Consider the following 17,490-nt stretch of genomic DNA (forward strand, 5'->3'; position numbering starts at 1 on the left):
TAAGTGCTTATCCCCGGTCCACTCGCGCCGCATAGCATCCGCGCCGGGCCAGATGCACATGCAGATACGCCACCTCCGGGCGGGCCAGATACTGACGGAACAAGGCATCGGCGTCCTTGCCATCGACCACATCGGCATCGACGATCATGTCATCACCGTCATAGGCGCGGATGGACAGGATGCGCTTGGCCATCATCAACGGCACTTCACCCTTCGCCACCGCCGTGTCGGCATGGCCTTCGGTGACGAAGATCGGCCCCTTGGCGCGGTAGGGGGTGTGGGCCGGTTGATGCTGATAGGACAGCAGCAGGACATCGGTGCCCGCCGGCACATCGGCCAGCGTGACGCGGCAGGGGTACAGCCCATCCTGCGGCGCCGTCATGCGCCGGATGCCGCGTTGGGCCAGCGCCTGATCGTCCAAACCGAACAGGGGGGCAAAGGACGCGGATTGCAGGCCGCTGACAATATAGGACATGGGGGACGCTCCATCGTGTCGGGATGACGCGACGATGGCAGGCCAGGACCGCAGCGGCGACCCGGTTCTTGCGATGTAGCGCGGATTAGGCGCAGCCCTAATCCGCGGAGCCACGTTGACGGAAAATCCCGCGGATTACGGCTACGTCTAATCCGCTCTACGCCTCACAGCAGCCAGCGCCCCTCGGCCCAGCGCAGGGCCCACAGCGCGGTGCGGCCCAGCATCCAGCGTCGGCCCCAGGCGGCCAGCGCCTCACCATTGCCCAGGTCGAAGAACAGGGGCGGTTTGCGCGCCGACGCCCGGCGCGGCACCAGATCGGCGGCGATGGCCGTCAGATTATCGGTCAGCGTGCCCCAGCCCGGATGGCGCCCGCCATCTGCGCTGACCGCCTCTCCACCCGCCAGCACATGTTCCAGCCCGCCGACAAACAGCTTGGCATCACAGCGCAGACGCTCATCGGCATCGACATCCAGCCCGCTGGTTTTCAGCCAGGCCGGCCCGGCCCCGCCCGTGGCATTGAGGAACAGGTCGAAGGCGATACGGTCACCATTGACCAGCACCGCCTCATTCCCCTCCACCTGCGCCACGGGTGCCTTTTCAATCAGGATGGCGCCATGGGCCGACAGGATTTCGGCCAGTTTCACGCCCGCCGGTCCCGGTAATCCCGTCAGGATCAGGCCGCGCATCAGCAGGGTGACGGCCACATGCCCGCCCAGCATGGCGGCAAGATTGATGATCGACAGGGCGATGCGCACCGCCTCTACCCCGCCGCCGGCAATGGTCAGGGCGACGACGCGGCCCGGATGCTGCTCAAACCGCGCCTCCAGGGCCGAACGCAGGTCCAGCAGGCGTGACAGGGGGCGGGTGGCGAAGCAGCGGGCATGGCCTTGGCTACCGGGCAGGGGCCGGGTGCCCGCATCGGGCGCGATGGAAAGCAGGTCGAAGGGAACAGGTTCCCCCTCATGCCGATGCACCAGCCCGGCCTTCAGGTCCAGGCCCAGAACGGCATCATCGATGAAACCGATACCCGCATCCCGCGCTAGGGCGCCGGCATCCAGGCGGGCGGTTGCGGGATCGATCCGCCCGGCCAGCAGGGCCGGCACGGCCTCTGCCCAAACCTGCGGCGCAGGGGACAGCAGCGTGGTCTTATGCCCAGCCCGGCCCAGAGCGGACAGGCGTTTCAGCAAAGGCGGGCGTGCATGACCGCCGCCCAGAAGCAGGATACGCTGTGGCCTGCTCAACCGGCGGCCTTTGTGGCCACGGCACCCTCGGCCGGGTCGCGCAGCACATAGCCGCGGCCCCACACCGTTTCGATATAATTGTCGCCCTCTGTGGCATTGGTCAGCTTCTTGCGCAGCTTGCAGACGAAGACGTCGATGATCTTCAGCTCCGGTTCATCCATGCCGCCATAGAGATGGTTCAAGAACATCTCCTTGGTCAGGGTCGTGCCCTTGCGCAGGGACAGCAGCTCCAGAATGCCATATTCCTTGCCGGTCAGGTGCAGGGGCGCCCCCTCCACCGTGGCCGTCTTGGCATCCAGGTTCACGGTCAGCTTGCCGGTGCGGATGATGCTTTCCGAATGGCCCTTGGACCGGCGGATGATGGCCTGTACACGCGCGATCAGCTCGCGCTTGTCGAACGGTTTGGTCAGGTAATCATCGGCGCCGAAGCCCAGGCCCTTGATCTTGTTGTCCAGGTCGGACAGGCCCGACAGGATCAGGATGGGGGTGTTGACCCGCGAGGCGCGCAGGCGGCGCAGCACCTCGTACCCGTCCATGTCGGGCAGCATCAGATCCAGGATGATGATATCGTAGTCGTAGAGTTTACCGATCTCCAGCCCGTCCTCACCCAGGCTGGTGGCGTCCACGATGTACCCGCCTTCGGCGGACAGCATCAGCTGGATGCTTTTCTGCATCGCGGCATCGTCTTCAACCAGCAGGACGCGCATGATGGTTTCCTCGGGGGCAAGAGTGGGTATAACCCATCTACGGCAGATAGGTTAACAGAGCCTCTACGGATATGCTATCCGACCAATGGTTTTGCCAGGGGTCATAGGCTGTTCATTCGTATGTGTCCTTCCATGTCGTTGCGGGTTTGCCAAAGACCAGGGGCGTTCCATGCTTGATCACGATCAGTTGGTGCAAGAGATCAACGCCTTGCCGACCTATGCCGTTTTTGGCCGCGTCACCTCGGTGCTTGGCATGATGGTCGAGGTCGGGGGCGTGGAACGGCGCCTGTCCATCGGCGGTCGCTGCCGCGTCATCACGCGCGGGGGTAAACCTGTCCCGTGCGAGGTGGTGGGCTTTCGCGGAGGACGCGCATTGCTGATGCCGTTCGGCACGCTGGACGATATTGGCCTGGGCTGCCGGGCGGAGGTGGCGGAGGGACAGGCCTCCATCTATCCGACGCAGGCCTGGCTGGGCCGGGTCATCAACGCCCTGGGACAGCCCATCGACGGCAAGGGCCCCCTGCCCACCGGGGAGGTGCCCTATCTGATCAAGGCGGGTCCACCCCCCGCTCACACCCGAAAGCGGGTGGGGGGGAAGATGGATCTGGGCGTGAAATCCATCAATACCTTCCTGTCCTGCTGCCGGGGGCAGCGTATGGGCATCTTCGCCGGGTCGGGCGTGGGCAAGTCCGTGCTGATGTCCATGCTGGCCAAGTACACGGAGGCCAATGTCAGCGTCATCGGCCTAATCGGTGAGCGCGGGCGCGAGGTGCAGGAATTCCTGGAACATGATCTGGGGCCCGAAGGTATCGCCCGCTCCGTCGTCGTCGTGGCGACGTCGGACGAGCCGCCTTTGATGCGCCGTCAGGCCGCCTATCTGACCTTCGCCGTGTCGGAGTTTTTCCGCGATCAGGAACAGGATGTGCTGTGCCTGATGGACAGCGTGACCCGATTCGCCATGGCCCAGCGTGAGATCGGCCTGTCCGCCGGTGAGCCGCCAACCACCAAGGGCTATCCCCCCACCGTGTTCGCCGAACTGCCGCGCCTGCTGGAACGCGCCGGGCCGGGCACAGGCGTGGGCACGATCAGCGGCCTGTTCACGGTGCTGGTCGAAGGCGGCGACATGGAAGAACCCATCGCCGACGCGGTGCGCGGTATTCTGGACGGCCATATCGTGATGGAACGAAAGATTGGCGAGCGTGGGCGCTATCCCGCCATCAATATCCTGCGTTCGGTCAGCCGTACCATGCCGGGCTGCAACACGCCCGAACAGAACGCCCTGGTCGGCAAGGCGCGGCGCCTGATGTCGGCCTATTCCGACATGGAGGAGATGATCCGCCTGGGCGCCTATCGCAAGGGCAGCGACGCGCAGGTGGATGAGGCCATCCATTACAATCCCGCCATCGAGGCCTTTCTACGCCAGAACAAGGGGGACCGCAGCACCCTTGACCAGGGCTATGCCGAACTGGCGGCCATCCTTGGCGGGGCCAGCGGATGAAGGACCTCAAACCCCTGATCCGCCTGAACCAGCGCGAGGTGGACCAGCGCCGCCGCGTGCTGGTCCAGCTACAGGAAAGCCAGGACCGGCTGGTGGCGGAGCGGGAGCAGTTCGAACAACAGGTGATCGTGGAGCGCGATCTGGCCGCCACCGACCTGATGCTGGCCAAATCCTACCCGGCCTTTGCAAGGCGGGTGGAGATGCTGCGCGATGAGTATGAACGCCGGGCCGCCACCTTGCGCCTGGAACTGGAGCGGGCGGAGGAAGCCCTGGCCGAGGCGTTCCGCGAACAGAAGAAGTTCGAGCAGGTGCAAGAACAGCGCGACCTTGCCGCCAAGGAAGCCCGCCGCTACCGCGAAACCCAGATGTTCGACGAGGTCGCCTCCATCCGCTTTTCCCGGCAGCAGGGGGCAGAGGGCGAGGGCGAGGGGTGATCAGCGGGCGGGCGTTTTGATAGGCGCCAGCCTTGCGGCCTCACGCAAGGCTGCATTCATCCGGGACTGCCACCCATCGCCACTCGACCGGAAATGATCGATCACATCCTGGTCCAGGCGGAGTGATACCAGCGCCTTGGTCGGCGCCTTCTGCGGTCCCCGCCGCCGCAATAGCTGGCCTGCCACCTCTTCCCCCAGCAGACGGGGAAGCACTTCGGCCCCCGGTCTGGCGCGGGCAAAGAAATCCTCATCCAACTCAGGCGATATCTCGTCCGTCAGTTCAGGGTTGGGTTTCGGCATAGCGAGCACACTCCCGCTCATTGGCGCGGCGAAGGCTGATGACGCGCAGCATCCGCCCCCGCATGGTGAAAACAAGCACATGCAGCCGGTCACCAATAAATCCCAGGGCCTGGAAACGCGGTTCCCCATATTCCCGTCGGTCATCGGCGGCGGTCAATGCCGTAGCGAAGTCAAAGTCTGCGGCTAGGGCAAAGGAAATGCCGCGTTCGGCGATGTTCCTTTGATCCTTGGCCGGGTCAAATTCGATCTCCATGGCAGATCGTATCTACAAAAAGAGGGCCGGACAAGACAGATTGTATCTACAAATTAAGATGCGGTCGTTCACCGCATCTTCGCCAGGCACTCCACCTCCAGCAGCGCGCCGAGCGCCAGGCCGTTGGTGCCGAAGGCGGAGCGGGCGGGGAGGCGGTCGGGCTTGAAATAGGTGACGTAGATCTTGTTGAAGTCGCCCCATTGCTTCATGTCCGCCATCATGACGGTGCATTTGAAGACATGGTCCATGGTCAGGCCGCGTTTTTCCACGGCGGCCTTGATATTCTCCATCACCTGCCGGCCCTGCGCCGCCATGCCATCGGGCAGTTTCAGGTTGGCATCGGTGCCCAGCTGTCCCGACAGGTAAAGCACCCCATCCACCTCCACCGATTCGGAGAAGGGGGCACCGGGGAAGGATTTATGGAAGACCATGTCATCGGCCAGGGCCGGGCCTGTGGAAATCCCGGCCAGCAGCAGGCCGACGGCAAGTGCATGCTTCATCATCGCGGTTCCCCTTCAACCCCAGACATCGCGCGCAAAGCGCAGGAAATTACGGCCCAGGATCTTTTCCACCTGTCCGGTTTTCAGCCCCTTGGTCAGCAGCAGATCGGCCAGTTTCTGGAACTGTCCCGGCCCGCGCAAATCCATGATGAAGGGGGTGGTGGTCGCACTTTCGCCCGCCGCCGCAATGCCCAGCTTCACCCGCTGCTCATTCTCCTTCCGCAGCTCCTCCATATAGGCGTCCATATCGTCATAGGAGGTGACGTAGCCGTCGGTGCCGATGCCGACATGATCCTCCCCCGCCACCTTCACGGCATGCAGGATATGGCTGGCGACATCATCGGCGGTGGCGATGCGGCCCTTGGCCAGGAAGGGCATGAAATAGATGCCGACAAAGCCGCCCTTGTCGGCGATGCCGCGCATTTCGGCGTCCGTCTTGTTGCGCCCCAGATCGGTGATGGCGCGGCAGCCGGTATGGTTGACCGACAAGGGCTGCGTCGCCGCCTTGATCGCGTCCAGGCAGGTCTGGCGGTTGGAATGGGACAGGTCGACCATGACCCTGTTCGCCTCGATCCGGGCCATCACCTCCCGCCCGAAATCGGTCAGTCCCTGATCCTCGGGCATCAGGCTGCCGGAACCCAGATCGTTCTGGACATTGTAGGTCAGCTGCATGACCCGCACGCCCATATCGGCGAAGATATCGACGCGGCTCGCGTCCTTGCCGAACATGGTGGCGTTCTGGAACCCCATGATGATGCCGATCTTGCCCTCGGCCCGCGCGCGCTCAATTTCGCCCGCGGTCAGGATCAAGGACAGATCACGCGGCTGGTTGCGGATTTGCAGCAGGGTGGAGGCCGTCTCCCGCACGCTGAATTCAAACGGCTCCCCCGGACCCGCGACCCAGCCGATGGTGCTGTTGACCACATGCAGGCCCGACCGGCGGGCATCGTCCAGCGCGCGCTGATCAATGCGCAGCTTTTCCGCCCGTGAGGCGCCGTCCCCCGGCTTCACATTGGGATTGCCCAGCCCGCCCAGGGCATTGATGACCAGCATGTCGCGGATGCTGCTGGCACCCGCCGGGCCGGGGATGGCGGTGGCGGCCTGTACGGCGGCGGGCAGCAGGGCCGCTGCGGCCCCGGTCAGCAGCAGATGGCGTCGGGCAATCTCAGTCATCCTGGGGCATCTCCTGTGCGGTGATGGGGCGAAAGGCGGTGCGGTCAAGGCGCGTGCCGCGCTTCACCGTGAAACGGATGGAGGTCAGGTTAGCCAGATCGGCCAGCGGGTCCTTCGCCAGCACCACGAAATTGGCAAGCTTGCCGGCCTCCACGCTGCCCATCTCTGCCTCCTGGCCCAGGACGCGGGCACCGTCCAGCGTGGCGGCGCGGATCACCTCCGCCGTGCCCATGCCCGCCTTTGTGTGCAGCAGGGTAAGCTCATCATACAGGGCGGGCCAGGGATGGGCGGCGGGGGGCACGCCGTCGGTGCCGGTGACGATGGTGACGCCTTCGCGCCGCGCCTGCGCCGTCAGGGCTGCCGCCACCTCCAGGGTGCAATGGGGCCGTGGCTTCATGTCGGGCTTGGCGGCCAGACGCCTGTCATATTCCTGATAGACGCGCAGGGTGGCGTCCAGAATGATGCCGCGCTTGGCCATGTCCCGGAACAGGGCCGCCATCTCTGGATTGTCGCCGCCCTTCAGCCGGTCGATCTCCACCAGACGCCGGTCCTTGTAGGTCAGGGGCCGGGGGTTGGAGATGTGGTAGGCGAGGTAGCAGGTGTGGGAAATGCTGTCGACGCCGGCGGCCACCACATCGGCGGGCGGGGTGGGGAACACCATGCCATGGGCCCAGACGCGCAGGCCCTGGCGGTGCGCCTCTGCCGTGATGGCCCGGACATCCTGGGGCCGCAGATTGTCATACAGCTTGACGGCGATGGCCGAGGTGCCACGCGCCAGGGTCACGGCTTCCGCCAGGTTGGTGGCGTCATCCACCGCGCGCATCCAGGGCACGGTGCCGGGCTTTACCCCCTCCGCCGCTGCCGCTGTGCGCGGATCATCGAAGAAATCGGGACCCGCAAACAGGGCGGCGGCCCAGATGTCCGGCCCCGGCACCTCGCCCACGCGCGTGGCGCGGGCATATTCATTGATGGCGCGCAGATCGTCGGCCATGTCGCGCACCGCCGTGACGCCGCCAAAGACATCGCGGCGCATCTGTGCCTCCGCCTGCACCCGGTTGGGCGGTGTCGCCATATGCTGATGGCTGTCGATCAGGCCGGGGATCAGATATTGGCCGGTCAGATCGATCAGGGTGGCGCCTGTGCGGCTGGCCTCATCCAACTGCGCCAGGGGCAGCACCTTGGCGATCCGCTCCCCTTCCGTGATCACCGCCATGCCGGGCTGTGCCGGCCCGCCGCGCCCGTCGATCAGGGTGACGCCGGCATAGATTACCCGCGCGCCCTTTTCCGCCGGGGCAAAGGGCCGCTCCATGGCGCCCGGCGGGGCATGGGCCAGGGCGGGAGACAGAAGTGACGCCGCCAGCAGCAGGCCGAGGGCCGTGCGGGTCATTCCTGGCCGCACGGTTCCGTGAAATCCCATCATGCCCCCGTTTCCCCTCTCTGTTCAGCGTTCCAGTGCCGGGCTCAATTCCGGCCAGCCGCGTTTGCGTACCATCGGCATGAAGGTGGCGCTGACGGGGACCAGCAGGCCGCCCTCCAGGCGCAGCGCCCATTTGCGCCCGTCGCGCCGTTCCAGGCCGCGCACGGCCCGGCCCGCCACCCAGTAACCGCGATGCACCTGTTCGCCATCCAGCGGCGACAATTCGGCCAGCGCGTCGCGCAGCCGGTACAGGACCAGCGGCTTTCGCCCATCGGCCAGATGCAGGCGCAGATAATGATCCTCTGCCTCCACCGCCATCACCTGTGCCGGGTCCGACACGCCGGCCCGCAGCAGCAGGCCGCCGCTGGGTGGATCGATGGGCAGGGCTGGTGCTGTCACTGCCATGTCTGCCGCGGCAGCGGTCACAGCCGCCGTCATCTCCGGCGTGCCGGTCATCTGATGCCGGCGCATGCCCCAGCGTGCCGCCTCGATCCCGGCACAGATGATCAGGCCCAGGGCCACCGCCGAGCCATAAAGCGGCAGATATGCTGGCGCTGGGCCGCCAACAAACCCGTTGGCAACCTGCACCTCAAACGGCAGGGTCAGGTGCAGAATGAACACCGACAGAACGCCCATCAGCGCCATGTCGCGTTCCCGCCAGCCAACCAGCGGCCCGGTGAGGCGGAACCATACCCACCATTTCAGGCAACTGACCGCCATCAGCCCCAGCCAGTAGGGCAGGCGTTCCTGGAACGGAATGCGGATCGTTCCGAACGGCCCCATGATGGTGAGGGCGACCGATACGATCAACCACATCAACAACATGCCGAGGACGCTGGGCGGGCTTTTCATGGGGCGGCTTGGAACAGTGATGGTGAGGGCAGGATAGTGGAAGGGCGGCAGGGGTGCCACCCTGAAGGGTGCCTTCGCGGTGCCAATCCGTTACAGGGGTTTACGCCCACCCCCGGTTCCCGGCACACTCCGCGCCGTTTGGGTTCTGACGGTGCGGAAGGTGCGGTATGACGGCTGAGCGTTGGCAATTCTGGATCGACCGGGGCGGCACCTTTACCGACATCGTGGCCCGCCGCCCGGATGGCCGCCTGCTGACCCATAAGCTTCTGTCGGAAAACCCCGAACGCTACCCTGACGCGGCGGTGCAGGGCATCCGCGACCTGCTGGGCGTGGCGCCGGGGCAACCCGTGCCGGCGGACGCGGTGGAGGCCGTGCGTATGGGCACGACGGTCGCCACCAACGCCCTGCTGGAACGCAAGGGTGAGAAGACGCTGCTGGTCATCACCGCCGGCCTGGGCGATCAGTTGCGCATCGGCTATCAGGCGCGGCCCAAGATCTTCGCGCGCCGGATCGAACTGCCCGAACAGCTTTACACCAGCGTGGTGGAGGTGCCGGAACGGGTGATGGCCGATGGCACCGTGCGCCGTCCCCTGGACCTGGAGGTCGCGCGGGCGGGGTTGCAGGCGGCGTTCGACGCGGGTTACCGCGCCTGCGCCATCATCTTCATGCACGGCTACCGCTTTCCCGCGCATGAGGCCGCCGTGGCCGATCTGGCGCGGGAGATCGGGTTCACGCAAGTGTCGGCCAGCCATCAGGTCAGCCCCCTGATGAAGATGGTGGGGCGCGGCGACACGACCGTGGCCGATGCCTATCTGTCGCCCATCCTGCGCCGTCATGTGGCGCAGGTGGCCGATGCGCTGCCCGGCATTCCGCTCTATTTCATGCAGTCCAATGGCGGCCTGACGGAGGCCGCACGTTTTCAGGGCCGCGACGCCATCCTGTCGGGTCCCGCCGGCGGGATCGTCGGCGCGGTGCGGACGGCGGCCGCAGAAGGGCTGGACCGTATCATCGGCTTCGATATGGGCGGGACCAGCACCGATGTCTCCCACTATGCCGGCACCTATGAACGCAGCCTGGAAACAATGGTGGCGGGGGTGCGCCTGCGCGTGCCCATGCTGCGTATCCATACGGTGGCGGCGGGTGGCGGGTCCATCTGCCGGTTTGATGGGGCGCGGCTGCGCGTGGGGCCGGAATCTGCGGGCTCCAATCCGGGTCCCGCCGCCTATCGCCGGGGCGGGCCGCTGACCGTTACCGACTGCAACGTCATGGTCGGCAAGCTGCATCCCGATTTCTTCCCCGCCGTCTTTGGGCCGAACGGCGATCAGAAACTGGATGCCGATGTGGTGAGGGCCAAGTTCACGGCCCTGGCTGCAGAGGTGGCGGCGGCCACGAGCCGGCCCATGAGTGCGCAGGCACTGGCCGAGGGCTTCCTGAAGATCGCCGTGGAGAACATGGCGAACGCCATCAAGCATATCTCGGTTCAGCGCGGCTACGATGTCACGCGCTATGCCCTGAACTGTTTCGGCGGGGCGGGCGGGCAGCATGCCTGTCTGGTGGCCGATGCGCTGGGCATGACCAGCGTCTATCTGCACCCGTTTGCGGGCGTGCTGTCGGCCTATGGCATGGGCCTGGCCGATCTGGGCGCCTTGCGCGACCGGTCGGTGGAATTGACCCTGGGGCCGGATGCGATGGCGGAACTGTCATCGGTGCTGGACATGCTGGGTGCCGATGCGGCGGCGGAACTGCGCGAACAGGGGGTAAGCGATGCCGGTATCCGCCTGATCCACACGGCCCGTATCAAGGTGGCAGGCACCGATGCGACGCTGGAGGTGCCGTTCGGGGACGAGGGGGCGATGCGCGCCGCCTTTGCCGCCGAACATCGCCAGCGTTTTGGCTTTGACGTGCCCCACCGCCCGCTGGTGGTGGAAAGCCTGTCGGCGGAAGCCGTGGCGGCCAGTGGGGAGCAATTGTCGGAAGAGGCGATGGCCGAACCCGACACTATGGCCGCCCCGTCGCCGCGTGCCAGCGTGCCCGTCTGGATGGAGGGTGTGGAGCGGGCGGTGGCCGTCCATGACCGCGACGCCCTGGCCCCCGGTGTCGCCATCGACGGTCCCGCCATCCTGACGGAGGCGACGGGGACGACGCTGGTCGAGCCCGGCTGGCAGGCGCGGGTGACGGCGCGGGGCGGGTTGATCCTGCGTCGCGTCGTGCCGCTGCCGGCCCGCGTTGCCGTGGGCACCGATGCCGATCCGGTGATGCTGGAAGTGTTCAACAATCTGTTCATGTCCATCGCCGAACAGATGGGTCTGGCGCTGGAGAACACGGCGCATTCCGTGAATATCAAGGAACGGTTGGATTTTTCCTGCGCCCTGTTCGATGCGGGCGGCAATCTGATCGCCAATGCCCCGCATATCCCGGTCCATCTGGGGTCAATGGGGGACAGCGTGCGCACCGTGATCACTGCGCGGCGCGACAGCCTGCGCCCCGGCGATGCGGTGATGCTGAACAACCCCTATCGCGGCGGTACGCATCTGCCCGACGTGACCGTGGTGACGCCGGTCTTTGATCAGGCCGGAACGGAGATCCTGTTCTGGGTGGCCAGCCGGGGGCATCAGGCCGATATCGGCGGTATCACGCCTGGCTCCATGCCGCCCGACAGCACCCATATCGATCAGGAAGGCATCCTGATCGATAATTTCCTGCTGGTCCGCGATGGCGTCCTGCTGGAACGCGAAGTGGTGGAACTGCTGACCAGCGGCCCCTATCCCGCCCGCAATATCGAACAGAATTTGGGCGACCTGCGCGCCCAGATCGCCGCCAATGCGCGCGGGCGGGATGAACTGATGAAGATGGTCGATCTTTTCGGTATCGAAACGGTCACCTCCTATATGGGGCATGTTCAGCGCAATGCCGAGGAACAGGTGCGCCGGGTGATCGGCGTCCTGAAGGACGGTCATTTCGATCTCGAAATGGATAGCGGGGCGCATGTGCGCGTCGCCGTCTCCATCGACCGTGCCGCCCGGTCGGCGCGCATCGACTTCACCGGCACTTCATCGCAGCAGCCGGGCAATTTCAACGCGCCCTCGGCCATCGTCCGCGCTGCCGTGCTCTATGTCTTCCGCACCCTGGTGGATGATGACATCCCGCTGAATGATGGCTGCCTGCAGCCGCTGGAAATCATCATCCCCGAAGGCAGCATGCTGAACCCACGCTGTCCCGCCGCCGTGGTGGCCGGAAATGTGGAGGTCAGTCAGGCGGTGACCAATGCGCTCTACGGCGCGCTGGGCGTCCTGGCCGCCGCACAGGGGACCATGAACAATTTCACCTTCGGCAATGCGACGTACCAGTATTACGAGACGATCTGTGGCGGATCGGGTGCGGGTCCCGGCTTTGACGGTACCGACGGGGTCCATACCCACATGACCAACAGCCGCCTGACCGATCCGGAGGTGCTGGAGTGGCGCTTCCCCGTCCTGCTGGACAGTTTCCGCCTGCGCAGCGGTTCCGGCGGGGTGGGGCGCTGGACGGGCGGGGAGGGCGTGGAACGCCGCATCCGCTTCCTGGAGCCGATGACCGCCGCCATCCTGTCCAACAACCGCCGCATCCGGCCCTACGGGCTGGCGGGTGGCGGCGATGCCCTGCCGGGCGGCGCACGGGTGGAACGGGCCGATGGGCGCCTGGAGGTGCTCTCAGCCACCGCCAAGGCCGAGATGGGGGCCGAAGACGTCTTCGTCATCGAGACGCCGGGTGGCGGGGGGTATGGGATGGTATAGATCGCGTTACGTTGACTGGAAGCCCCTCCTATCGTCATCCCGGCGCAAGCCGGGACCCAGCATTGAGCGGCGTCTGCCGCGATAAGAGTCATGTCGGCGCTAACCGCGCCTCACGCTGGGTCCCGGCTTATGCCGGGATGACGAAGAAAACGCGCTGCCAGTCAAAAGAAGTCAGCTCTGTCAGGGTTCACCCTGACCCTCATCCTCCTCCGCCGCCTTCTTCAGATAATCCAGCGCGCCCTGCAGGATGTAGGCGGCGGCCATCTTGTCCACCACCTCGTCCCGGCGTTTGCGGGTCATGTCCCATTCGATCATCATGCGATCGACCGCGCTGGTGGAAAGCCGTTCGTCCCAAAACGCGATCTCCGGTTCCACCTTGCCAAACAGCTCGGGCCGGAGCAGCAGGTTGCGGGCGAATTCGCGCACCGACTCACAGCGCGGGCCCTCCGTCCCGTCCATGTTGACGGGCAGGCCGATGACCAGGCCGCGCACGTCGCGGTCCTTCATGGCGCGGGCCAGTTCCTGCGCATCCTGCGTAAACTTTGTGCGCCGGATGGTGCCGATGGGCGAGGCGACGGTAAAGCCGGGGTCGCAGACCGCCATGCCGATGGTTTTTTCGCCAATATCGAGCCCGATAAGGCGTGCGTGGCGCGGCATGACCGCTTTCAGTTCCACAAGGTTGCGGATGGACATGATGGGATGCTAGCTTCCTGACCGCTTTAACGCCCGCGTCTTCCATTCGGCGGACGGCTGGGACGACAAGCCCACAGCAATGATGAGATTTAGCACCATGTCGCAGGACAAGGCCACCCTGGACGCCAAGACCGTGGCGAAGATCGCCCATCTTGCCCGCATCAAGGTTCCCGCCGAGGAGCAGGAGCATCTGGCGGGCGAGCTGAACAAGCTTCTCGACTGGGTCGAGCAATTGGGCGAAGTCGATACTGACGGGGTGGAGCCGATGACGTCCGTCGCGGCCCAGACCCTGCGCCGCCGCGCGGATGCCGTCACCGATGGTGGCTATCCCGACAAGGTTGTGTCGAATGCCACCGACGCCGCCGAACATTTCTTCTCCGTGCCCAAGGTCGTCGAATAATGACCAACCTGACCCACCTCTCCATGTCCGACGCCCTGGCCGGGCTGAAGGCCAAGGATTTCACGGCGCTGGAACTGACCAACGCCTATATCGCCGCTGTTGAGGCGGCACGCCCGCTGAACGCCTTCATCACGGAGACGCCGGAGATTGCGCGCGAACAGGCCAAGGCGTCCGACGCGCGCTATGCTGCCGGCACGAACCTGCCTCTGGACGGCATGCCGCTGGGCATCAAGGACCTGTTCTGCACCAAGGGCGTGCTGACCACCGCCGCCAGCCATATCCTGGACGGGTTCAAGCCGGAATATGAAAGCACGATCACGGAAAACCTGTTCCGTGACGGTGCGGTCATGCTGGGCAAGCTGAACCTGGACGAATTCGCCATGGGTTCGGCCAACATCACCTCCTATTACGGCCCCGTGCTGAACCCCTGGACGGGTGAGAACCCGGCGGGTGCGGATCGCAAGCTGGTGCCCGGTGGCTCGTCCGGCGGTTCGGCGGCCTCCGTGTCCGGTCGTTTTGCCATTGCCGCCACGGGCACCGACACGGGCGGTTCGATCCGCCAGCCGGCCAGCTTCACCGGCATCGTGGGTCTCAAGCCCACCTATGGCCGCTGCTCCCGCTGGGGCACCATCGCCTTCGCCAGCTCGCTGGATCAGGCCGGCCCGATGACCCGCACCGTGCGCGACGCCGCCCTGATGCTACAGAGCATGGCCGGCTTCGACCCGAAGGACAGCACGTCCGTCGATATGAAGGTGCCGGATCTGCTGGCCTCCCTGACCGGCGATATCCGCGGCCTGCGCGTCGGTATTCCCAAGGAATACCGCGTCGATGGCATGCCGGCGGAGATTGAGCGTGTCTGGCAGCAGGGTATCGAATGGCTGAAGGCCGCAGGAGCCACCCCGGTGGAGGTCAGCCTGCCACACACCAAGTACGCGCTGGCCACCTATTACGTGGTCGCGCCCGCCGAATGCTCCTCCAACCTTGCCCGCTATGACGGCGTGCGCTTCGGCCTGCGGGTTGAGGGCAAGGATCTGGCGGAGATGTATGAGAATACGCGCGGTGAAGGCTTCGGCAAGGAAGTGCGCCGCCGTATCCTGATCGGCACCTATGTGCTGTCGGCTGGCTACTACGATGCCTACTACCTGAAGGCCCAGAAGGTGCGCGCCCGCATCGCCGAGGATTTTGCCAAGGCGTTCGAGAGTTGCGACATCCTGCTGACCCCGACCGCCCCCAGCACGGCGTTTGCCATTGGGGAAAAGCAGGACGACCCGATCGCTATGTACCTGAACGACGTGTTCACGGTGCCGGCCAGCCTGGCCGGTCTGCCGGGCATGTCGGTGCCGGCGGGTCTGGCGTCCGATGGTCTGCCGCTGGGTCTGCAGCTGATCGGCCGTCCGTTCGATGAGGAGACGCTGCTGCGCGTCGCCGACATCATCGAAAAGGCCGCCGGCCCGCAGCCGCTGCCGCCCTACTGCCGCTGATCACGGCTGAAACGAAAGGCCCCGTCACCCTGCGGTGACGGGGCCTTTTGCGTTCCGTAGCGCGGATTGGGCGTAGCCGTAATCCGCGAAAACCCCGGTGCCGCCAGCCCGCAGATTACGGCTTGCGCCTAATCCGCGTTCCCCACCTCACGGCAGCGGTGCCGTCACCACATCCACCGTGGTAGAAACAGCCGTCGTGGCGACGTCGACTGTGGTTCCGACCACGGTGCCCACCGTGGAGGCAACACCACAGCCCGACAGGGCCAGGGCACCGGCCAGGACCAGCATCAGCCGTATATTCTTGAACATTTCCGCCCTCCGGCGTGTCACATGCAGGGGCACATGGCGGTGACCCTAGAACAGTTGCCGACCAGACGCCAGCCAACCCCTTGTCGCAGCCATACTAATACCCCACAATCCGTTTGGTATCCGTCGATGGGGGACGCCCATGCCCGACAGTCTTTACGACCGCGATTATTACGCCTGGACGCGCGAGCAGGCCATGCGTCTGCGCGAGGCTGGCCAGCACGGTCATAACAGCGCGATTGATTGGGAGCGGGTGGCCGAGGAGATCGAGGATATGGGGGATGTGAAGTGGGACGAGATCGAAAACCGTCTCGGCCTGCTGCTGACCCACCTGTTGAAGCTGATCTATTGTCCTGAACTGCGCGAACGCAACGCAAGGCAATGGTGGCTGACCATCCGTGAACAGCGCAAGATGATCCCCAAGCGGCTGAAGAGAAGTCCAAGCTTGCGGCCCTTGCTGACATCAGAGTTTCTGGTCGTTTACGCCGAGGCGCGGGACGATGCGGCGGCGGAGGCGGAATGCGCGCCAGACCGCTTCCCCACGGAACCGCCCTTCACCTTTGAGCAGGTGATGGAAGTGAATTTCCCAGAGGAATTCCTGCCCGATCACATGCGCCGCTGATACCTGCGGCTTGCCCATCCCCGCCCACCATGTCACCTTCGGCCCCGGAAGTGGGGTGCCCGACCAATGACCACCGGCGGCAAGACCGGGGCGGCCCGCCAGGAGAGTTCTGGCAGGGCAGGGGAGTAGATAATGGGCAATGTCGTGTCACGGGACGGCAGCCGCATCGACATGGTGGATGCGCTGCGCGGAACGGCCCTGATCGGGCTGTTCCTGGTCCATATGGATGAACATTTCGAACTGCTGCGCTATCCGGTCAACGCGCCGGACTGGCTGAACAGCCTGAACCAGTGGGTGCATCAGCTGACCTTCGGCCTGTTCGCGGGCAAGGCCTACGCCATCTTCGCCATGATGTTCGGGATCAGCTTCACCCTGATCCTGCAAAGCTGGGCGAGGAAGGAGGGCGACGCGACGGCGAGGCTGCGGTTCCTGTGGCGGCTGCTGTTGCTGGGGGCCATGGGCTATGTCCATGCTCTGCTTTATATCGGCGACATATTGCTGGTCCTGGCGGTGTTCGGCCTGCCGCTGGTCCTGCTTTACCGTGTGCCCGATCGGCTTCTGTGGCCGCTGGTCGTGCTGCTGCTGGGGCAGGCCGTGTCGCTGTGGACCGTGGCCAGCCTGTGGATCACGCCGGAGACCACGCCGTCCAACCCGTCGCATTGGGCCCTTTATGGCCGCATTTTCACGCTGTTCACCCAGGATAGCTGGTCGGCGGTGTTCGTGAACAACCTGACGACGGGCCAGACGGCGCGGTTCTGGTTCTTTGCCGAATCGGGGCGATGGCAGCAGATGGCGGGACTGCTGATCCTGGGCATGATGGCCGGTCGGCGACAGCTTTACCTGGACAGTCCCGACAATCGCCGCATCTGGACGCGGACATTCCAGCTGGCCCTGGCCGGGTTCGCCCTTCTGTTCCCGCTGTCGCTATGGGTTCAGGGGCTGCCCCTGCAGGGCCTGCTGAAATACCATCTGGGCATGATGACGGGCGGCTGGGCCAACCTGATGCAGATGCTTCTCTGGGCCTCAGGTTTCGCCCTGATCTATCGCCGTATCGCGGGCTTTGGCTTCACAGGCCGGTTGGCCGCATTCGGGCGGATGAGCCTGACCTGTTACCTGATGCATTCCATCATCTTCGTGCCCTTCTTCCATGGCTATGGGCTGGGCTTCTATCAGCATTGGGGCATTGCCCTGTCGGTGGGCGTGGGCGTGCTGTTCATGGCGGCACAGATGCGCTTTGCCGACTGGTGGCTGCGCCACCATGCCTATGGCCCGGTGGAATGGCTCTGGCGCTGCGCCACCTTGCGCCGGTTCGATGTGCCGTTCCGGCGGATGGCCCCGGCCTGAATGAAAAAGCCCGGCGGTGGG

Annotated in this window: 18 protein-coding genes; 7 read left to right on the top strand and 11 right to left on the bottom strand. The window is 65.3% G+C overall.

Annotation, left to right across the window (positions count from 1 at the left end; genetic code table 11):
* Nucleotides 1–7 precede the first annotated feature (7 nt).
* The 3 genes from ACODSP_RS18900 to ctrA all read right to left on the bottom strand — a co-directional run bounded on the left by ACODSP_RS18900 (nucleotide 8) and on the right by ctrA (nucleotide 2,423).
* Nucleotides 8–475, bottom strand: a complete 468-nt coding sequence (locus ACODSP_RS18900) for a DUF1203 domain-containing protein (RefSeq protein ID WP_488967104.1) — start codon at nucleotides 473–475, stop codon at nucleotides 8–10.
* Between the two features lie 164 nt (nucleotides 476–639).
* Nucleotides 640–1,716 carry an NAD(P)/FAD-dependent oxidoreductase gene (locus ACODSP_RS18905; protein ID WP_488967105.1) on the bottom strand — a complete coding sequence of 359 codons (1,077 nt, stop codon included), beginning with the start codon at nucleotides 1,714–1,716 and terminating at the stop codon, nucleotides 640–642.
* Complete coding sequence (gene ctrA / locus ACODSP_RS18910; RefSeq protein ID WP_488967106.1) at nucleotides 1,713–2,423, bottom strand: response regulator transcription factor CtrA; 711 nt, start codon at nucleotides 2,421–2,423, stop codon at nucleotides 1,713–1,715. Before ctrA ends, ACODSP_RS18905 begins: the two co-directional genes overlap by 4 nt.
* A 169-nt stretch (nucleotides 2,424–2,592) precedes the next feature.
* Between ctrA and fliI the strand changes: the two genes are divergently transcribed.
* Nucleotides 2,593–3,921: a flagellar protein export ATPase FliI gene (gene fliI / locus ACODSP_RS18915; RefSeq protein WP_488967107.1), complete on the top strand. Its 1,329-nt coding sequence runs from the start codon at nucleotides 2,593–2,595 to the stop codon at nucleotides 3,919–3,921.
* On the top strand, nucleotides 3,918–4,355 hold the full coding sequence (locus ACODSP_RS18920; RefSeq protein ID WP_488967108.1) for a flagellar FliJ family protein: 438 nt from the start codon (nucleotides 3,918–3,920) through the stop codon (nucleotides 4,353–4,355). Before fliI ends, ACODSP_RS18920 begins: the two co-directional genes overlap by 4 nt.
* Here the strand turns inward: ACODSP_RS18920 and ACODSP_RS18925 are convergent, their stop codons facing one another.
* The 6 genes from ACODSP_RS18925 to ACODSP_RS18950 form a co-directional block, all read right to left on the bottom strand.
* The gene (locus tag ACODSP_RS18925; RefSeq protein ID WP_488967109.1) at nucleotides 4,356–4,655 is read right to left on the bottom strand and encodes a BrnA antitoxin family protein; all 300 of its coding nucleotides are present in this window, start codon (nucleotides 4,653–4,655) and stop codon (nucleotides 4,356–4,358) included. It lies immediately after the preceding gene.
* A complete protein-coding gene (locus tag ACODSP_RS18930) occupies nucleotides 4,636–4,908 on the bottom strand; it encodes a BrnT family toxin (RefSeq protein WP_488967110.1) in 273 nt (90 codons plus the stop codon). The genes ACODSP_RS18925 and ACODSP_RS18930 overlap by 20 nt, the downstream gene beginning before the upstream one ends.
* A 68-nt stretch (nucleotides 4,909–4,976) precedes the next feature.
* The gene (locus tag ACODSP_RS18935; protein WP_488967111.1) at nucleotides 4,977–5,411 is read right to left on the bottom strand and encodes a RidA family protein; all 435 of its coding nucleotides are present in this window, start codon (nucleotides 5,409–5,411) and stop codon (nucleotides 4,977–4,979) included.
* Between the two features lie 12 nt (nucleotides 5,412–5,423).
* A complete protein-coding gene (locus ACODSP_RS18940) occupies nucleotides 5,424–6,581 on the bottom strand; it encodes a dipeptidase (RefSeq protein WP_488967112.1) in 1,158 nt (385 codons plus the stop codon).
* Complete coding sequence (locus tag ACODSP_RS18945) at nucleotides 6,574–8,001, bottom strand: amidohydrolase family protein (RefSeq protein WP_488967113.1); 1,428 nt, start codon at nucleotides 7,999–8,001, stop codon at nucleotides 6,574–6,576. The genes ACODSP_RS18940 and ACODSP_RS18945 overlap by 8 nt, the downstream gene beginning before the upstream one ends.
* Nucleotides 8,002–8,022: 21 nt before the next feature.
* Nucleotides 8,023–8,814 carry a LytTR family DNA-binding domain-containing protein gene (locus ACODSP_RS18950; protein WP_488967114.1) on the bottom strand — a complete coding sequence of 264 codons (792 nt, stop codon included), beginning with the start codon at nucleotides 8,812–8,814 and terminating at the stop codon, nucleotides 8,023–8,025.
* A gap of 203 nt (nucleotides 8,815–9,017) precedes the next feature.
* Here ACODSP_RS18950 and ACODSP_RS18955 point away from each other — a divergent pair, with 203 nt between their 5' ends.
* Nucleotides 9,018–12,623, top strand: coding sequence for a hydantoinase B/oxoprolinase family protein (locus ACODSP_RS18955; RefSeq protein WP_488967115.1), 3,606 nt, complete (start codon nucleotides 9,018–9,020; stop codon nucleotides 12,621–12,623).
* Between the two features lie 180 nt (nucleotides 12,624–12,803).
* On the opposite strand, the gene ruvX is transcribed toward ACODSP_RS18955, so the two are convergent.
* On the bottom strand, nucleotides 12,804–13,316 hold the full coding sequence (gene ruvX / locus ACODSP_RS18960) for a Holliday junction resolvase RuvX (protein WP_488967116.1): 513 nt from the start codon (nucleotides 13,314–13,316) through the stop codon (nucleotides 12,804–12,806).
* A gap of 97 nt (nucleotides 13,317–13,413) precedes the next feature.
* On the opposite strand from ruvX, the gene gatC reads away from it, so the two are divergent.
* Together gatC and gatA are read left to right on the top strand one after the other, a co-directional pair.
* Entirely contained in the window at nucleotides 13,414–13,716 is a 303-nt protein-coding gene (gene gatC, locus ACODSP_RS18965; protein ID WP_488967117.1) for an Asp-tRNA(Asn)/Glu-tRNA(Gln) amidotransferase subunit GatC, read from the top strand.
* Entirely contained in the window at nucleotides 13,716–15,197 is a 1,482-nt protein-coding gene (gatA, locus tag ACODSP_RS18970; protein WP_488967118.1) for an Asp-tRNA(Asn)/Glu-tRNA(Gln) amidotransferase subunit GatA, read from the top strand. Before gatC ends, gatA begins: the two co-directional genes overlap by 1 nt.
* A 147-nt stretch (nucleotides 15,198–15,344) precedes the next feature.
* Here the strand turns inward: gatA and ACODSP_RS18975 are convergent, their stop codons facing one another.
* On the bottom strand, nucleotides 15,345–15,506 hold the full coding sequence (locus tag ACODSP_RS18975) for a hypothetical protein (protein ID WP_488967119.1): 162 nt from the start codon (nucleotides 15,504–15,506) through the stop codon (nucleotides 15,345–15,347).
* A 139-nt stretch (nucleotides 15,507–15,645) separates the two neighbouring features.
* On the opposite strand from ACODSP_RS18975, the gene ACODSP_RS18980 reads away from it, so the two are divergent.
* Nucleotides 15,646–16,125 (top strand): DUF29 domain-containing protein, encoded by a 480-nt coding sequence (locus tag ACODSP_RS18980; RefSeq protein ID WP_488967120.1) that lies wholly within the window; start codon nucleotides 15,646–15,648, stop codon nucleotides 16,123–16,125.
* A 132-nt stretch (nucleotides 16,126–16,257) separates the two neighbouring features.
* The gene (locus tag ACODSP_RS18985; protein ID WP_488967121.1) at nucleotides 16,258–17,469 is read left to right on the top strand and encodes a DUF418 domain-containing protein; all 1,212 of its coding nucleotides are present in this window, start codon (nucleotides 16,258–16,260) and stop codon (nucleotides 17,467–17,469) included.
* Nucleotides 17,470–17,490: the final 21 nt, after the last annotated feature.

The sequence above is a fragment of the Niveispirillum sp. FG156 genome (assembly GCF_057809555.1).